Origin of the sequence: Undibacterium sp. RTI2.2, from assembly GCF_035018705.1 — a bacterium.
In the GTDB taxonomy this organism is placed as follows: Bacteria; Pseudomonadota; Gammaproteobacteria; order Burkholderiales; family Burkholderiaceae_D; genus Undibacterium.
Window position 1 is genome coordinate 69,243 of record NZ_JASJXN010000011.1, and the last position, 18,214, is coordinate 87,456.

Consider the following 18,214-nt stretch of genomic DNA (forward strand, 5'->3'; position numbering starts at 1 on the left):
CCCGGCCATTTTCAGGGCAAATATACACCAACACTTATTGGTTAATGTCTAGGATCAGTTTAAACATGAAAAACTTAAATATTGGGGCCATTACTGCGCTCGCTTTGGTAATTATTTTGGGTGGATGTTCTGATCAAAAATCAGAAAAAACGGTAACAGCTTCGCAAGCTAGTGTTCCACAGCCGTCTATGCCCTCCGTTCAAATTTTGAAGTGGGGCCCGCAAAGTACGGTTGCAGGAACCACATTTTCAGCGCAGCCAAATGGAAATTCTGCAATTTGGTTCGAGCAACGAGGCATTGGCAATGCGGGAATGGTAGAAGTTTGGTTTGCTGATAAGAAATTGGAAGGCATGGCAATTACGCCTGATTCTGGAGGTTCTGCTGAAGTTCCTGCAGAATTGCTTAAAACCCCAGGGAAATTTCCAGTCTATTTAATTTTAAAGCCTGAAGGTAAGCGTGTGGAGATAGGGATTTTTGAGGTCACCGCAAGTTAATAACGCAATTTATTTAATCTAGTTGTTAAGATTAATGGGCTAGACAAACTGCAATTATTTGCCTAGGACTATTTGCAGCGAGTCTACTCTCGACTAAGTAACTTAAAATGTCCATCTACAGATATCAATGCAAAAAATAGATACTAGTTCTACTTGCAATCAAGAAAGTAATTTTGCAGCAGTAGTTTGCTTAGCTCATATTTTACATCGATATATTTTTAATAAAGCTGTCAATATTTCCATTGACTTAAAATCTAATAGTTTGAATTAAATTGCTTATTTTTTTGCCGCTGCCTTGGCGCTGAGAAATGAAAGTGTATAAATGGAATCAATTTGAGATTATACTTAGCCCCTCATGAGTGAATTGAGGGGCTATTATCTTGCATTACAGAAAAACTATTGGGAATAAAAGTGATTAATGGATTGGTATTATGCTGAAGAAATTTCACAGGCGACATTTCCTGTTAAAAATTTTTTCAACTACTGTTTTTTCTTTGGAGTCGACGTCATTTGCTGCCACAACAAGGAGGTTATTTGACGCTAACTCACCTGCTGATGCTAGCAAGCTTTATGCCGAAAAAGATCCTATCGAGCCAAGTAATCAACTGTTGGTCGATACGCCAGAAATCAGCGCCGAGCCAGGAAGAATTTCGATACGCATTCGCAGTGAATTACCTGGTACAGATATGATGTTAATCATATCTCCGTCCATAGTGCCCCCAGTAATAGCTCAGTTCCTTATTCCAGTAGGAACTGAGGCTGATATTACCACTATGATTAAATTATCAGGAACGTCAAAAATCCAACTAGTAGTGCGGGCGGGAGGTAGACTGTATTCCGCACAAAAGGAAGTTAAGATTGCTATCCCTTTAAATACTAAGCTTTTGATGGAATAGCTATATGATAATGGTTAAATTTCAGCGACAGGATCAATATCTAGAGTTGTCTTTGGTTATAGACAATCCATTTCGCGATGACAGCTTATTGCAAGCAAAGTCAGGAAAAGTAAATTATCGTTTTTTTTTGCAAGAGTTAATTGTCAGTATAAATGACAGAACGTTATTTTCAGCTCAATTTAATCCTTCAATGGCAGCCCAGCCCTTGCTTAAGTTTAGAGCCAAGCATGTGTTGAAAAATGATGTAGTCAATGTAGCGTGGCAAGATAATTTAGGTAAATCCGGCTTAGAAAAATTTAAAGTCACCGTTTAACAGATCGCAAGACATGTCCATAACTCTGGCGCCTATTGGCACCCTTTTAGTTGCCAAAAATCTGGTTACTGAACAAGATGTTGATCGCGCTTTACAGCTTCAAACACAACTCGGTGCAAAGTTAGGACAGATATTAATCCGCATAGGTGCTATTTCTGAAGATAATTTATTGCCTGTGCTGGCACAACAGCTAGATATGCCCTTGCTGGACGAAATTTTATTGCCGACAACCGCCACGGTTGTTGAGGATGCCGCTCACTTGGGGCAGCTGAGCATAGATTGGTTGCTGGAACAAGAAACGGTCATCTGGGAAAATGCAGAGGGCGTTATTGAATGTGCCTCACCTCATCCGCTCAACAGTTTTGCTCGTGAAACTCTAGCAAACGCTTTTAATCACCATACTTTGCATTGGAGTTTTATTCGCTCCAGAGACGTAGAGCGAATTCGCAATATGTTGCGGTCAGATGCCATTTCTACTGCTTTTTCAGATGAAGTTGCACATTTGCGAGAGTTAGCCGAAGAAGCTCCCGTTATTGAGCTAGTCAATAATACTTGGGGTCAGGCAATTGATATCGGGGCTTCAGATATTCACATTGAGCCAGAAGAACACGGATTTGAAATTCGATTTCGAGTAGATGGTATTTTGAGTACCAAGATGGCATTTGGACGAGATCGCTTTGATGCCGTTGTATCTCGAATAAAATTAATTTCTGGTCTCGATATCGCCGAACGCCGCTTACCGCAAGATGGACGTATCAGTATTCGAGCGAGTGGTATCGACATTGATATCCGTGTATCTGTTATTCCTGGTGTTCATGGAGAATCGATAGTTCTGCGTTTGCTGCCTAAGGAGCGCAAAGATTTTAGCCTGAAGCGACTAGGTATGGAGGAGGATCATCTCAGTAAGTTCCGTCAATGGATTAAAGAGCCACATGGGATTGTGCTGGTTACAGGACCGACTGGCTCAGGTAAAAGTACCAGTTTATATGCCGCGTTAGCTGAAGCTAATGACAGGCAAAAAAAGATCATAACGGTTGAAGATCCGGTCGAATACAAGATGGACGGGATTACTCAAATCCAAACTCATGCCGATATCGACTACACATTTTCACGAGCGCTTAGAGCTATTTTGCGGCATGATCCAGACATTATCATGATTGGTGAAATCCGGGATCTTGAGACGGCAGAGATCGCGGTACAGTCCGCATTAACTGGTCATATGGTATTTTCTACATTGCACACCAATGATGCGATAGGGGCGTTTAACCGATTGATTGACATGGGCCTTGAGCCATTTCTAGTGGCCTCATCGCTGCGTGCGGTACAAGCACAACGTCTGGTGCGCCGTCTATGCTCTCATTGCGCGAAGCCGGTAAGTGATGAAGAAATGTTGCAATTGGCACCAGCAGAGTTCAGGTCTCAGTTATCGGATTTGAGTGAGCGTTTTCCAGATTTACTCTCTGCTACGGCAAGATGGCATCATGCCGTAGGCTGTCCGCAATGTCAGCAAACTGGTTATCGAGGCCGCGTGGGTATTTATGAGTTCGTAGAGGTCACGACTGAATTGCAAGCCGCCATTGTGCAGCGCATGCCAGCGCATGAAATCAATTTGCTGGCGCGTAAAAATGGGTATAGAAATTTAAGAGAAGACGGCTTCGTCAAGGCCAGAAACGGTATGACAACGATTGATGAAGTCATGCGTGTAACTGGACTCAGTAATCAGGTAGTTGCATAGTGGCTTATCGTTACGAAGCCAGCTCTGGTAGCGGCAAACTGGTTGAGGGGCAGATAGAAGCGCCGAGTGAAGCTGAGGCGATGCGTCTTCTAAAGCAACAAGGATTAACGCCTATTGCTCTCGAAGCAATCGCAACTACATTGGCTAAGCAGGCTAAAAATCGTCGTTCAGTTAGTGCGCAAGATAAAATATTGATGGTTCGGGAGCTGGCAACTCTTTTAGCCGCTGGCGTGCCATTGGCAGAAGCCATTCAATCAATGGGGGAGGCCTCCGGTGGCTCGCCAGTCGGCGTTGCCGCGACTAAGGTATATCAAGCTTTGCGCAGTGGCGGAAAACTTTCTACTGCGCTACTGGATAGCAGTATCGAGTTTCCAGATTACTTGATTCAATTGGTCTCTGCCGGAGAAATGACGGGCAAACTGGCTAGCTCCTTGCATCATGCAGCAGACCAGATGGAGTACGAACAAAAAGTGCGCCAGGAGATGCGCAATGCATTAACTTACCCAGGCGTGCTCGTCAGCTCCGGTATTTTGGCTACCTTGTTGATTTTTATTGTTGTGGTTCCGAAGTTTGCGGGGTTGCTCAAAAATAGTAAGGGCAAGTTGCCAGAGATTTCGGTATGGGTGCTGCAAACGGGCTTATTCGTGAAAGACAATTTGCTCCTACTTGTTATTGTTGCTGGTGCTGCGATTGCTTTAGTCGTTAGCGTTTTGTCGCGCCCTGCGATTCGACAAAAGCTGTGGGATGGTCTGTCTCGCATGCCGCTAATTGGTTCATGGTTGGTAGAAACCGAGATAGGGCGTTGGGCTGGTATGTTATCTACGCTGCTTGAAAATAAAGTCCCTATCATCAAAGCGATGGAACTAGCACAAGGCGGCGTACAAATTAGCCTGTTAAAGCAGCAACTTGGACTCGCTGTAAAAGATTTAAAAGGCGGTAAATCTCTCGCCGATGCACTTGGTTTGCATAGGACATTGAACCCTATGGGCTTGAATCTTGTCAGAGTTGGCGAGCGCACGGGAGAGTTATCAACCACGCTAAAAACCTTATCTACCTTGCATACAAATGCTGGACATGAAAGGATGAAACACTTCTTGATTTTATTAGAACCTATTACCATCTTGCTGATAGGATCTGTCATAGGTTTGATCATGGCGGCGATTATGATGGCGATTACAAGTTTGAGCGATATTGCCGTCTAATTTTTCTCGTTTGCGGCTTTGACTACACATCAACGTTACTTATATTATTTACACATGAAATCACCTCGTTATTTATCTCGTAATTTAGGTTTTACTCTGATTGAGATGCTGGTTGTACTAGTGATTATTGGTTTGCTCGCTAGCTTGGTCGGACCTAAATTATTTGGAAAACTAGATTCCTCCAAAATTCAAACCGCACAAACGCAAGTCAAAATGCTCAAAGGTGCGTTAGAAACCATGCGCCTAGATATAGGTCGTTTCCCCACGCAAGCTGAGGGTTTGGCGTTGCTTAACACGCCTCCATCAGACGAAAAAGTCAAAAGCAAATGGAAGGGGCCATACTTAGAAGAAGACTTGCCTCCTGATCCGTGGGGAGCTCCTTATTTGTACGCCGTACCTGGTCCAAATGGTAAACCTTTTGCTTTGTACTCTTTAGGTCCCGATGCTAATCAAAACGGCGAAGGCGCAATTGGCATCGTCCCTGCCAGCGAAAATGCTAATAAAGCGCAATAATTCTACCCTCCGGTCTGAGTCAGGTTTTACTCTGCTAGAGTTGTTAGTTGTACTTGCAATGATGGGCTTGCTGGGATCGATCGCAGTGCCTGCATTGGGTAAATTGCTGGATCGCATGCGCTACCGAGGTGAAAGAGAGAGCGTACTCGCACAACTGAGCAGCCTTAGCTATCGAAGTTATTTATTAGCGCAAGATTACACACTCCAAACTGATGCCAGAAATGGTATTGGTTATGACAAACTCAACGATGGTAGCAACGCAGTGGATTTACCAAAAGGATGGTCATTGAGTGTACCTACTCCGATCCACTACCAATTTAACGGCTATTGTTTGGGTGGTGTTGTAGTGATTAACTCACCCGACAACCCACCGGAATCAGTCAGACTAATTGCGCCGGTATGTGGGGTCGCAAATGAATAGGCAGCAGCAAGGATTCACTTTACTAGAAGCTATCGTCGCTCTTGCTTTGGTCGGTACCATCGGAATGACCTTATTCGCCTGGATCAATACCAGTATCATCTCACTTGGAAAAATTCAGGCAAGTAATGCCCGCAATGACGCTACCGCCAACGTAATCAATTACATGCAAGCCGTCAATCCCATGCTAAATCCTGATGGAGGCGCCGAATTTGGTGCTTACAGGATTAGTTGGAAGTCACAGGTATTCGGCCCTGTTGCAGACAACGTTGGGTACCCTATCGGTATAGGACTTTATAAAGTTGGACTGTATGATGTAGAGGTCAAGGCGCAGACAGCAGACGATCCATCATGGTTTACATTACATCTAAAGCTTTCAGGATATAAAAAAGTACGTGAAAAAGCCAATCTATTTTAAACATCGGCGTGGATTTACGATTCTCGAAATGATAGTAGTAATCGCATTAACCAGCATGATAGTAATGATATTGTTGCAAGCCTTGCAGCATGTCATGGGCTTACATTATCGCTTTGGTCTGGAGTTTGATCGCAACCGGCAAGAGGCAATGCGCCAGTCTTGGCTGAGTCAGATGATAGAGGGGCTTCAGCCCGACGTTGCAGATGGGGTCAATCAATTCAAGGGTGATCAACGTGAGTTAAAAGGATTAACCAACTCTGCTTTTACACAACATTATGGTGCCCCCACGCCCTTTGCACTAAGGCTCCGTTACCAATCCGATCAGAACCGCACAATTATCGAGTACCGAGAGGCCAACAAAGAAGATAAAGTAATTACTTTATTTAGCTGGACTGGGCGCAGAGGGAGTTTTATTTATCTCGATAAAAAACAGCAAGCACACGATACGTGGCCTCCAGAACTGGATCACAGCCAACAAATCCCTAACAGTATCCAATTAGAGACAGATCGGGACGGTCACCCTTGGGTTCTTGCCCTAAAGCCAGCTGGTCCTGTCAATCCTATGCCCGATCCAAGCAAAATATTTGCGGATGTAATGCAATGAAAAGACAAAATGGTTTTGTGCTAGTCGCTACGCTCTGGATTTTGGCAACCATAACGATCGCAGCCGCTTATTTTGCACAACGCATTGCTAACTCCATTGAATTAGCCCAGCAGTATGATCAGCATATTAAGAGTCGTATTGCCTGTAGTGATAGTAAGTCTGAAATCACGTATTTAATGTCAACTCGCAATTTCAGTCTTTTTGGACTAGGTGATGTTAATACCCATTTTTCCTTAGATAATCGTCCTTATAAAATGGAAGGGGATTGTATTGCACGTCTGCAAGATACGAGAGGACTGTACCCAATTAACGGTATTTCGCGTGAAGCACTTGGGATATTGTTGACTGAAAGAAAAGTACCTGTGGCTGCTTACGATCAGTTGTATGACACTTTAATGGATTATATTGCCCCCAATCCCCAGCTCCACCGACTAAATGGCGTCACTTTACAAGATTATCAAAATGCAGGATTACCCAAACCGTTTGGTCGCCCCTTGATTACTCCTGATCAACTGCGTAATGTGTATGGTTGGTCAGCACAGAAAAGTTTATGGGAGGGAGATACTCCATTTACGGATTCGATTACAACAGCTCTTAACGTTGGAATGAATCCTAATACCGCCCCCATATCGGTATTGATGACATTGCCAGGGATTACTTTGCCAGGTGCAGAACTAATCGTTAAATACCGCGCGATAGAATTAATACAAGGGGAGACACAGCTTGCCCAGTTGGCAGGCTTAGATCCGCAAAAACTAGTCCTAAAAATTTTAGCCTTACCCTCAGACACAACACGTGTAAGTTTAGGAACTAGCAGTCAGGCGACTTCCATCAGATATAATATAAAGCTAACCCCAGATGCGTCCGAAGCTCCATGGCGCATTGATTATTACTATTCAATTTCACAACGGATAACCCAAAAAAACGATGACGCAATACCGTCAAATCCTTTCGAACTTGAGAAGGCGCCTCCCCCCCCAGCGAAGGCTGCTCTTAACTTCTAAAGCGCCGCAAGACAAACCAGGTAATACCTTTTTGCCTAGGCAGATTGTTATTGGGCGCTCCTTTTGTCGTTTTTCAAGATTTGATCTCAAGACGATTCCGCCGAAACGTCGTCAACAAGCCTTGCAGCTGCAACTTAAGCAATGGGCGCCTTTTGCTAGACCAGAATTTGCCATCATATTTGAGCAAAACGCTGCGCTGGTGTGGTGCTGGGATGCCGCATGGCTTGCGCAACAGCGTCAAGAACTGCCTAAACTATGGATGCAAGCCCAAGCGATACCTGAGTCTGCACTCTATCCCCTGCAAGAGAGTGGCGTCAGATTAGTCAAATGTTTTGATGGCGCAGAGGCACAATGTTGGCAAGACAAGCAACTGATTGGTAGTCGCTGGTGGCCACAAACGCCTGTCCTTGATGACTACGTTAATTTTTGTCGCGAAGTGGGTTATACCGTCGCTGGTCTTGAAAAACTTCCCGCCATTCAATCTTTGTCCATACAAGCCCAGCCATGGGAGCCAGTTATATCTGGCGGTGGCCTCACTGGCGGCAGTCCGGCGATTGAACAATGGCTCTATGCAGTCTTATTTTTATGTGTTGCGTTCCCCTATGGGTGGTACACGTTGCGCCAGCAGCAAATCAGCAATGCGATTGAGCAAAATCGGCAAGAGCTGAGCAAACTGACTGGTCAAGCTAATAGTTTGATACAAGCCAGAGAAAAAGCACTTAAAGCAATCGAAGAGATAAAAACTCGGCAGCAACTTGATCCTTACCCGTCGCAATTGGATCTAATGTCCGCAGTGGCAGAGACTCTGCCAACTGATACACGTATACGCGAATGGGAGTTTCAGGAAGGCAAATTACGCATCGTCATCATGCCGGGATTGGAAGTTCCCTCACGTGCCGACATCACCAAAGCATTGCTAAATACAGGGCGTTTTATAGAGGTGCAAAATTTGCTGGCGCGAGATCAAAAAAGTCTCGCTTTTCGAATGACTGTTTTACCGAAGCCGGGTGTTGTTTTGCCTCAAGATAATCTCTCTACAGACGGGAAGGGAAAAAATGGCTGACAGCTTGCAGACTCAGCTAGCGGCAAATCCGCGTTTGCGGATTGGTTTAGCAATAGTACTTGGCATACTTGGTACTTACCTCGTTTTAGACAAGGCAGAACAGGTCGATAAAAAACAAAAGGAATATCGCCGCCTCAGTATTAGTTTGGAACAAACGCGCCAACAAGCCACAGATATTGCATGGGTCTCCAGAGCAAAAGCGGCTAGTGACGCACTGATGGAATATCGTCAACGTGACTGGACCGACAGCAGTAACGGCCTTATTCAGTCCAAATGGAATGACGCTTTACAACTCATACTGGCGCAAGAAAAAGCCGTTAATTCTTCAGTCACAATGTCTGATAATTTAAGTGACAACAACACCCTCAATAAGACTGAAGATGGTCAATTTTTTATTCCCGGCGTCATACCGATTAAGGCCAAACTACGATTTGAGGTCACGCCAAAATCGCTCTACAGCGTTTTTCAGACACTGGATTCAGGGAAGCAAGGCATCATCGTCGATACTTTTTCTTACCTTTGGATAGGCACCTCAGGCAGAGCTGAGCTTAACCTCAAAGCACTTGCACGCGTGAGTCGCCCTGCTGACGATAAAGAGAAGTCAGCGTCAGATGATACAGGTGAGTCCGCAGTAAGCAAAACACCGGCTAGAGGAGCATAAGCATGTGGCAAAAGTTTCGTTGGACGATTATCGCCAGTATGTTGATTTTACTGCTCGGTATGATATTGATTAAATTATTGATGCCGCCATTGCCTGTAGTTAAATTACCCAAAAATCAAAATCAAGACTGGCAGATTGCTAGAGTTGGACAAGCAGACGCCAGTGCCACAATCTTACAACTCATCGGCAGAACTATTTGGGGTGAGTCCGCTGCAGGCGCCGCTTCCGGCAATGATAAGCCGTTGACGCCGCCAGACTGGCGTATCGCCGCCGTTATCAAGACGAGCAATGCCAACCAGCTTGTGATTACTTTTAACGACAACCCCTCCAATTTACAGACGCTCAACGTGGGCGACAAGTTGCCCGGCGGTTATCCGATTGTAAGGATCGAACAAAACTGGATTGTTCTCTCCATTAACGGTAAGCAAGCCATGCTAGCTGTCGGACGAAACTAAAAAGGGAAGTATCTAATGCACTACTATTTAAAAAATGTAAATCGTCCTATGAGTAATGTCGTAGATTCCACCGCGGCTTCGCCTGATTTGCCGCGCTTTCAATTAAGATTGTTACCCGTATTGGTTTGCGTCACGCTTGCTGGCTGCTCTACATTTGACCCTATTTTGCAAGGTAAGCAGGCAAGCCCTATACCAGCGCCCTTATTACAAATGGCTGAAGATCAGAACGGCGTTCAAAACGGTATAACCGCTACCGAAGTGACCGGCAATCCATCTGATAAACCAGTTCGCGTCACCGTAAGCAAGACCCCAAAGCCGCCACTAGATATTAATAGCACCGCATTAAAAACCCAGCAGCCAGTCGTAGCCAATGAAAAAGCCGACATCACACTCGTGTTTGATCAAATCGCATTACCTGCATTTATTAATGCAGTATACGGCGTAGTGCTTAAAACCAATTTTAGTGTTGACCCCAAAGTGCTTGAGCGCAAAGACCTGGTCACTTTGCGTACATCCCGAGCCCAGACTCCAACGGAAGTGCTGCGCGCTGCGCAGATGCTGCTGAAAAGTTATGGCGTTACCGTCAATGACGTGGGCGGTTTCTATAGGATCGTCCCAGATAACGCTCAGCTCGGTTACTCGCCAGAGATACGTCGTGGACGAGCATTGCCAGACGTACCTATGGCGCTACGTCCAATATTCCAGTATGTAGAAATGAATGCGTTGCGTTCAGCCGAGATACGTGCTTGGTTAGCACAAATGTTTGGCACTCGTCTCCAGTTAACAGAAAGCGCACAAAATAACGCCCTGATGATTTCTGGCGAAACCGAAGATGTCCGCGCCGCATTAGAAGTAGTCAGAATCCTTGATCAGCCCCTCATGCGCGGTCGCACCAGTCAACGTATCAGTCCTACCTATTGGTCTGTTGATGATATTGCTAAAAAACTGGCTGAAGTACTAGCTGCAGAGGGTTATACGGTGCAAGTAGGTATGGGACAGGGTGGCGTAAGTACGCCGATTGTGCTGATCCCAATCGCCGCAAATAATGCACTAGTGATGTTCTCTGGTGATGAGGCTATTCTAAAGCATATGGCCGACTGGGTAACTGAGTTGGATCAGCCTACTAAGGCGCGCGGTAACAATGGGTACTTCACTTACGCCGTGCTCAACTTAGATGCCGATGAACTCGCAAAGACAGTGCAAGACCTGCTCGGTGGTGGTGTGGTTGCCGCTAGTCCAAGTGGCGCTACGGTAAAGACGGCAGCCAGAGTTGTCGTTCACAAGGCCACTAATACGCTGATTATCCAAGGTAGCGCAGATCAATATTCCCAGTGGATAGGCTTATTGCGCGAGCTCGACAAACCAGCCAAATCTGCCTTGATAGAGATGACTGTTGCAGAAGTTACTCTCAATGACAGCCTCAATCTCGGTATAGAATGGGCGATCAATCAGGGCAATACTGGCAACGGCACAAGCGGCGGTACCTTAGGCGGATTGGGTTTAGGCACAGGTGGACTCACCCTCAATTTTGTCAATGGCAATATTAAAGCCGCTCTTAATGCTTTAGCCACCAATGATAGAGCGCAAATTTTATCTAGCCCTCGTGTGATGGCGCGCAATGGCGAGACTGCGACTATTTCTGTTGGCCAACAAGTCCCTATTCTGACCAGCCAAACTAGTAATTTGCTCACCACAGGTACGGCTGGTACCAGCACTACACAAACAATACAATATAAAGATACCGGGATTATTCTCAAGGTCAAACCGGTGATCCATGCCGGTGGCCGGATTGACGTGGATGTATCGCAAGAGGTGAGTGGTGCCAGTGTTACAACGACGGGCGTCAGCAGCTCTCCCACATTCAGCAATCGCAAAGTAGATACCAAACTTTCTATCCAGGATGGTGCAACCGTGATGTTGGGTGGCTTGATCTCAGAATCAAATGACAAGGGTAATGCAGGCATCCCCTTTGTCAAAGATATCCCACTGATCGGAGGTTTATTTCGCTCCCAGACGGGCAAAAACGTCAAAACAGAACTGATTGTCCTGATCACGCCCTATATTATTGAAGATGATCAGACTGCACAATCAGTTACGCAAGCATTCCGTACACAGTTAGGGTCATGGACCACGCCCGCTAATGTGCCAACGCCACTACTTAAACCGGTTCGCCCACAACAGCTACCATTTAGTAGCAAAAATGAGACACTTGACAGCCCAAAAAATAATGAAAAAACAAGCAATATAAACAATATAAGTACGCCGCCTGAGCAGCAAGACCCAATGTCCAAGCCAGATCAGGCAACCAGTCCAAATGGACAGAATAATCCCCAAAATCAAAACGATTCCATTAATGCCGCTCCTTCTAAAGGTACCGTAGTAACTGATCCCGCTATTATTGAGCAGATCCGCGCACTACAAAAGAGCAATAAGAAGTAAAAAAAGCAACAGATGTAAACGTCCTGTCATAAACAGGATAAAAGTTGTATTTATTTTATAAATACTCGATCAGCTCTATTGCATATTGTTGTCAAAGTAGGTAAATTTGCGTCCGAAGGCGCTAATCTGCCATCACAAATTATGTCAAGTAATTTTTATCAAAAGCAGTGTCATGCGCTTGTAATAACGAATTACTTTGACATAACAATATTTTTTGTTATGCTACGTCGGTCTTTAAAGAAAGACGCAATTGCAATTGCAAATTAACTTTGTATACAAGGAAATAAAAATGAAACATTCTATGATGCGTGTTGCTGTTGCCGCTACGCTGGGTTTCTCAGCTCTGGCTGCGAACGCTGGTCAAATCGGTGTAAACGTTGGCTCAACATTGGCTGCCGAATACATCACATCAACAGTAGTTGTTGCTCAACCTACTATTACTTACCAAACAGCTAGTCTTATCAATGACGGTGCTGCTGTTCAAGTACACGTACGTTTTGGTTCTGGTTCTACAAAAGCAGCTGATGGCGGTGTGTTGCCAAACTCATTAAAAGCAAATGCTGTTGCCAATCCTGCTGACGTAGCATTGTTTTTGAATGGTACAGCTTATCCAATCGCAAACTACAGTCTGTCAGCAGCTACTGCAGATACAGATGGTTTGGGTTACTACTTCACATTGACATCTATTGCTGGCACAGGCGGTGTTCCAGCCGGTACAGTAATCAATATGAATGGCGCTACTGCAAGAATCGCTAAATTGTCAGCAGCTTTAGGCGTTGGCGGCACTGTAACAACTACAGTTGGTTACACAGTGACTCCAGGTGATACATCTGGCGTAACTAGCTATGTAGAACCAGTTAGCACAGCAACATTGTTGACATCCTCTAAAGCATTGAGTCAAGCTACTATCAACTCTAACGCGTTAGCTGCTGGTATCTACGCAACTGCAGAAGCGAAAAAAGTTGACGTAAATAATGCAGTTAAGCAATTCGTCGGTACGAGCCCTGTTGTTGGTACTGCCGGTATTAACTTGGGTTCTACAAAGTTGGTTGTTAACACAGCGTTGAAAACACCAGCTGGCGCCAACGCCGCTGCTGCTGATTTCGGCACATCAGTATTCACTGCAACTGGTGATTTCTCCGCTGCTGCTGTTGCTGGTGTGTTCTTGGCATCTGATCAAGCTTGTACAACAAGTGTTGCTGCTGGTACAGTATCTACAGATAAGAAATCGGTTACTTTCGCTGCTATCACAAGTGCTGTTGCAACTGTAAACAACTACCTGTGCTACACAACGAATACTACGACTGTTCTGCCGTTCAATGTTCAGTACGCAATCGGTGGTGCAACTGTAGCTGCAAACGGTGCAGTTACAAATGCATCGACACAAACTGGTGCTAATACCTACTTGTTGACGTCTAACGGTGCTGCTGTTTATGTACCAAGTTTTGTTGTTACTGGTTCGTCAGTGAATGACTACAATACTTACCTGCGTATTTACAACACTGGTAGTTTGACTGCTCCGGTTTCTGTACAGGCGATCAATCCAGCAGGCATTATTGTTGGTACTGCTCTCGTTTCTTCAATGGGCGTAAATGGTACAGTAGCTTCAGGCGGTTCAGTCATTGTTGGTGGCAGTGCTGTTTCTGCTGCATTAGGCCTGACTTCCGGTGTTTGGTACACTCTGTTGGTAACTGCTCCGACAACACAATTGTCAGTTCAGCCTTTGATGGTCAATCCAGGTTCAGGTGTTATCAGTAACATCGGTGGTATCAATGGTTTGAACAACGGCACTAGCGCACAGAACTAATCAACCCAGTTTGGTTGAAATAAAAAGGCGGCGTAAGCCGCCTTTTTTAATTAAAAGATTACAAGTTTCAATAAATCAAAACTGAGAATTCGATCGTGTCTAAACAGCCATACCCGTCTGATGGAAAAATTTCTGTAGTGATCCCTTGCTACCGCGTGACTCGTCATATATTAGATGTTTTATCCCATATTGGATCTGAAATAACACGTATTTACGTGGTTGATGATCAATGCCCAGATAAGTCTGGTGATTTCGTTGAGGCAAATAATACTGATCCGCGTGTGATCGTTTTGCGTAACCCACACAATCTGGGCGTTGGCGGTGCCGTCATGACGGGATATCGAGCTGCTATTGCTGATGGCATGGATGTGATTGTGAAAATTGACGGTGATGGGCAAATGGATCCCGCTCTTATCCCACAATTTGTTGGGCCAATTTTGGTGGGGGAGGCAGATTACACTAAAGGTAATCGATTTTTCAATTTAGATAAAATCCGTAGTATGCCTAAAATGCGTCTATTTGGTAATGCGGTATTGTCTTTAATGACAAAGTTATCTTCTGGATATTGGAATTTATTTGATCCAACTAATGGTTATACCGCTATTCATGCCGGTGTTGCACGTCAATTACCTATGGATAAAATCAGCAGCAGATATTTTTTCGAGACAGATATCTTATTTCGTTTAAATTTACAGCGAGCAGTAGTAGTTGATGTACCAATGGATGCTCGTTATGGTGATGAAGTTAGTAACTTAAAGATATCCAAGATTATTGGTGAGTTTTTAATCAAGCATGCCAGGAATTTCTGTAAACGAATTTTTTACAATTACTATTTACGCGATTTAGCGATAGCATCTCTGGAACTGCCATTAGGGTTATTGCTGTTGTCGTTTGGTACAGTTTATGGTTGCTGGCACTGGTTTCTGTCTGCTAACGAGGATTTACTTACCCCTCCAGGCACAGTAATGTTGTCAGCTTTGCCCATATTGATGGGTTTGCAATTTATATTGGCATTTTTAGCCTATGACATTGCTGCTGTACCAACTCGGCCGCAACATAGAAAGTATTCATTACACAGAGCTTATGTTGACGCAGATAAAAGTGAGTAAACAGTTTTTGGTGTACCTCACTGGCGGTGTTATCTGTGCAGTATTAGACATTGGCATCATGCAGGGCCTAATCTGGTTTGAGCTCAACTACATCCTTGCCACAACGGCAGGATTTTTTTTAAGTTTTTTAGTTAATTACATTTTTCATGCTAATTTAACTTTCAAATCAATTACAACGCCTACGTCGTTTATAAAATTTTCAGCGGTCGTTTGTATTAACTATGCAATTACTTTGAGTTTTGTGTTTATTGCATACACTTTTTTTAACTATGCGTTGGTTGGTAAAATAATATCTTTGCCAGTTATCGCGATTAATGGATTTTTTCTAGGCAAGTTATGGGTTTTCAAGTGAAGCAAATTTATGTAACTCCAGAGATAAACATAAGCCAACTGCCAAAGCATAGATATCTGATGTGGATGATAACTGCCATGTTAACGTGTGCAGCTATTGCTGGCACTTTCGGGACAAACTGGTGGGGCGAATCTGTGTGGAATTTTCAAACGAATAGGGATCAATTTCTATTATTTGTAGTTGTTAGTTATTGTTTGTATTTTCTGCTATCTCGCTGTGGGCTCACAATTTTTGCTTTACTTGGGTTACCTTTTGCATTTTATGTAGCTTCTGCGGGTCTTGGCCCAGTCGTCGCAGTTATTTGGTTTTGGTGCTGCGCAAACATAGTTGGGCGTATGTCTACTGTTTGGATCGCTCGATTTTCAGGGCTTGAGTTGTCAACAGAAAGTTCTACTTGGGACTTACGCAACACTGCTATCGGATTTTGCTTACTTGGAACTTTGATTGCATTATTAGCGCACTTCCCTGTTTGTACACCCTTAGTATTTTTCACCCTTTTTTCTGGTTTCGCCGTCGCCGCATCGTATTTTTTGATGTCTCAAGGAAAGCTTTCTCCACCTAAACTTCCTTGCTTTTTTCGTAAAGTCGAATGGAAAGAAAGTATTCTAGTCGCCATGCTAATGCTTGGCGTCACTATCGTCATCATGGTGACAATTTTGCCTGACTTGGGTCATGATGCTTTATCTTTTCATTTAAATATCCCTGTACGAATGTTAGATGCTGGTTTGTGGAATTTTGACGTCAAAGAATATGTATGGTCTGTAATGCCTTTTGGCGCCGATTGGTTGTATGTCCCACCTTATTTTTTTGGTGGAGAGCAAGCAGTGCGTCTGATGAACACATCTTTCTTATTGGCTACTGGATATCTTGGATATAGGCTATTAGCTGGCCGACTCGATGCCTTACTCGCAATGGGTGTTCCAGCGATCTTATTTACTTTACCGATATCGTTGTTGGAGGTCGGTTCTGCTTACATAGAAGCGCCACTGACTTTCTTTTTTATGATCGCATTATGTGAAATTGCAGGTGGTGAATATAAAACTATTCGCCAAAAGGGAAGCTGGATCATTTTAGGAATTCTTGCGGGTTATATTTGTGCAATTAAGTTGCCTGGTTTTTTAATAGTACCTTTTTTAGCTTTGGGCGCCTTATTACGTTCTGTAGAAGATAAATTTGAAGTTTTCCGTTTTAAATTTATTTTAACTAGTGGTATTGCATTTCTTATTTTTTGTTCTCCTCCTTACGCTGTAGCTTGGTTTAAAACGGGTAACCCAGTATTTCCTTTTTTTAACCAAATATTTAATTCGCCTTACTTTGATACGCAAACTTCTTTTACTAATAGTCACTTTGTAAGAAGCATTGGATTACAAACTTTTTGGGATATGAGCGTCAGTTCCAAAGATTTTGGTGAGTTTTCGGCTAATGGCGCATTGGGAATTGTATTTTTGGTTTTTATACCTTTATCTATATTATTGGCTGTGAAATTAAAACGTTGGGCTATTTTATTCACAGGAGTATCCGCAATTGCTTATATTGGGTTGTGTTTTCATAACCAAGCATATTTGAGATATGCTTTTCCGGTAATGCCTTGGTTGTTATGCAGTGGTGTTTGGGCTCTGTATAGTGCTGTCAATTTGCGCGGCGTGCTCGTTGGACTTTTAGTGATTTTTTGTTCTTTCAATTTGGCTCGTTTTCCAGTCGTATATTGGCCTTTTCAGCAATTTAAAACAGATTTATTATGGAGTCGTTCTGCCCAAGAAGGACTATTTGCGCGTAGTAAGCCGCAAGCGATTGCTGGTGATATTCTGTCCAAGCTAGATCAATATAAAGGTCGTAAAATATTGATTTTAGATGCGACTTCTGACATTGATCCAACATACAATCACTACCCAAAAGGTACGATTGCTGCGTCTTGGCACTCGTGGCCATATTATGCAAAAAGTACGAGTGATATTAATTTAGCGAATTCTTTAGCTCGTTCTGGTGTGGAGATTATTGTGTACGCTGTTGGCCGAGGTTATCAATTTGAGGCAGAGGCGATTGCGCTTACTACTGAATTATTTAGGGTGAACGATATTCGAGTCGGCCTAGTTAATCAGATTGAATTAAGTAAATTATTTAAAAAAGAATTTATTAGTAACCCAGATTTTTCTAATGGCGCTGACGGTTGGACCTCTAATGGCGCTTTATTTAAAGACGAAAAATTTTATGCCAGCGTCGGTTCCCCTGTTACACAAGCAGTTGATGTCGGATCTGTTGATGTGGTGGCGCTGACAGTTCAAGCAAAATGTGACAAAAGCCAGCGTTTCCGCACCCAGATTAACTGGAACGACACAAACGGGAAAATGCTTTCAACGGATATAAAAGTACATGATTGCAATGGTGGCTTAACGACTGCAACACGGCTTGTGATTAAGCCAGAACGTGCCAAAATAGCCATTGTTTATGGCGGCTCACATGATGCCCGCCCTGTAGAGATTAATAGAATATCAGTTACTGGATTAAACTAACTTACTTTGATTCAACTCAATAGTATATCTTCAACTTGTAGCAAAGTTTGCCGCGATTTTGATCACACAGTGAGACCGCTTATTTTAAGTGCCAAGTTGATTGACTAATGGTGGATTTAATAAATACGGCTTATGCAAAACCGTATTAGTTGTGTTGTAGGTCTTAGTCCGACTACACAACTGCCTTCGTTGTTATGTCTTGTCAGACTACTTTTGAGTAA

Annotated in this window: 18 protein-coding genes; all 18 read left to right on the forward strand. The window is 43.7% G+C overall.

Annotated features, from left to right (window positions below; genetic code table 11):
• The first annotated feature begins 65 nt into the window (after positions 1-65).
• On the forward strand, positions 66-494 hold the full coding sequence (locus QN395_RS08115; RefSeq protein WP_322120854.1) for a hypothetical protein: 429 nt from the start codon (positions 66-68) through the stop codon (positions 492-494).
• A gap of 431 nt (positions 495-925) precedes the next feature.
• On the forward strand, positions 926-1,390 hold the full coding sequence (locus QN395_RS08120) for a thiosulfate oxidation carrier protein SoxY (protein ID WP_322120855.1): 465 nt from the start codon (positions 926-928) through the stop codon (positions 1,388-1,390).
• A gap of 4 nt (positions 1,391-1,394) precedes the next feature.
• Positions 1,395-1,703 carry a thiosulfate oxidation carrier complex protein SoxZ gene (locus QN395_RS08125; protein WP_322120856.1) on the forward strand — a complete coding sequence of 103 codons (309 nt, stop codon included), beginning with the start codon at positions 1,395-1,397 and terminating at the stop codon, positions 1,701-1,703.
• Between the two features lie 13 nt (positions 1,704-1,716).
• Complete coding sequence (locus tag QN395_RS08130) at positions 1,717-3,438, forward strand: GspE/PulE family protein (RefSeq protein WP_322120857.1); 1,722 nt, start codon at positions 1,717-1,719, stop codon at positions 3,436-3,438.
• A complete protein-coding gene (locus tag QN395_RS08135; protein WP_322120858.1) occupies positions 3,438-4,640 on the forward strand; it encodes a type II secretion system F family protein in 1,203 nt (400 codons plus the stop codon). Before QN395_RS08130 ends, QN395_RS08135 begins: the two co-directional genes overlap by 1 nt.
• A gap of 54 nt (positions 4,641-4,694) precedes the next feature.
• Positions 4,695-5,153, forward strand: coding sequence for a type II secretion system major pseudopilin GspG (gspG, locus tag QN395_RS08140; protein ID WP_322120859.1), 459 nt, complete (start codon positions 4,695-4,697; stop codon positions 5,151-5,153).
• The gene (locus QN395_RS08145; RefSeq protein ID WP_322120860.1) at positions 5,134-5,574 is read left to right on the forward strand and encodes a type II secretion system protein; all 441 of its coding nucleotides are present in this window, start codon (positions 5,134-5,136) and stop codon (positions 5,572-5,574) included. The genes gspG and QN395_RS08145 overlap by 20 nt, the downstream gene beginning before the upstream one ends.
• Positions 5,567-5,989 (forward strand): PulJ/GspJ family protein, encoded by a 423-nt coding sequence (locus QN395_RS08150; protein ID WP_322120861.1) that lies wholly within the window; start codon positions 5,567-5,569, stop codon positions 5,987-5,989. Before QN395_RS08145 ends, QN395_RS08150 begins: the two co-directional genes overlap by 8 nt.
• A complete protein-coding gene (locus QN395_RS08155) occupies positions 5,967-6,593 on the forward strand; it encodes a type II secretion system protein (protein ID WP_322120862.1) in 627 nt (208 codons plus the stop codon). The genes QN395_RS08150 and QN395_RS08155 overlap by 23 nt, the downstream gene beginning before the upstream one ends.
• Positions 6,590-7,597: a type II secretion system protein GspK gene (locus QN395_RS08160; RefSeq protein ID WP_322120863.1), complete on the forward strand. Its 1,008-nt coding sequence runs from the start codon at positions 6,590-6,592 to the stop codon at positions 7,595-7,597. Before QN395_RS08155 ends, QN395_RS08160 begins: the two co-directional genes overlap by 4 nt.
• Before the next feature lie 121 nt (positions 7,598-7,718).
• On the forward strand, positions 7,719-8,660 hold the full coding sequence (locus tag QN395_RS08165) for a hypothetical protein (RefSeq protein ID WP_322120864.1): 942 nt from the start codon (positions 7,719-7,721) through the stop codon (positions 8,658-8,660).
• Positions 8,653-9,321 carry a hypothetical protein gene (locus tag QN395_RS08170; protein WP_323492784.1) on the forward strand — a complete coding sequence of 223 codons (669 nt, stop codon included), beginning with the start codon at positions 8,653-8,655 and terminating at the stop codon, positions 9,319-9,321. Before QN395_RS08165 ends, QN395_RS08170 begins: the two co-directional genes overlap by 8 nt.
• Before the next feature lie 2 nt (positions 9,322-9,323).
• Positions 9,324-9,776 (forward strand): hypothetical protein, encoded by a 453-nt coding sequence (locus tag QN395_RS08175; RefSeq protein WP_323492785.1) that lies wholly within the window; start codon positions 9,324-9,326, stop codon positions 9,774-9,776.
• 48 nt (positions 9,777-9,824) lie between these two features.
• Positions 9,825-12,215: a secretin N-terminal domain-containing protein gene (locus QN395_RS08180; RefSeq protein WP_323492786.1), complete on the forward strand. Its 2,391-nt coding sequence runs from the start codon at positions 9,825-9,827 to the stop codon at positions 12,213-12,215.
• A gap of 289 nt (positions 12,216-12,504) precedes the next feature.
• On the forward strand, positions 12,505-14,022 hold the full coding sequence (locus tag QN395_RS08185; protein WP_323492787.1) for a hypothetical protein: 1,518 nt from the start codon (positions 12,505-12,507) through the stop codon (positions 14,020-14,022).
• 95 nt (positions 14,023-14,117) lie between these two features.
• Positions 14,118-15,131: a glycosyltransferase gene (locus tag QN395_RS08190; RefSeq protein WP_322120869.1), complete on the forward strand. Its 1,014-nt coding sequence runs from the start codon at positions 14,118-14,120 to the stop codon at positions 15,129-15,131.
• The gene (locus QN395_RS08195; RefSeq protein WP_322120870.1) at positions 15,124-15,483 is read left to right on the forward strand and encodes a GtrA family protein; all 360 of its coding nucleotides are present in this window, start codon (positions 15,124-15,126) and stop codon (positions 15,481-15,483) included. Before QN395_RS08190 ends, QN395_RS08195 begins: the two co-directional genes overlap by 8 nt.
• Complete coding sequence (locus QN395_RS08200) at positions 15,468-17,993, forward strand: hypothetical protein (protein ID WP_322120871.1); 2,526 nt, start codon at positions 15,468-15,470, stop codon at positions 17,991-17,993. Before QN395_RS08195 ends, QN395_RS08200 begins: the two co-directional genes overlap by 16 nt.
• Positions 17,994-18,214: the final 221 nt, after the last annotated feature.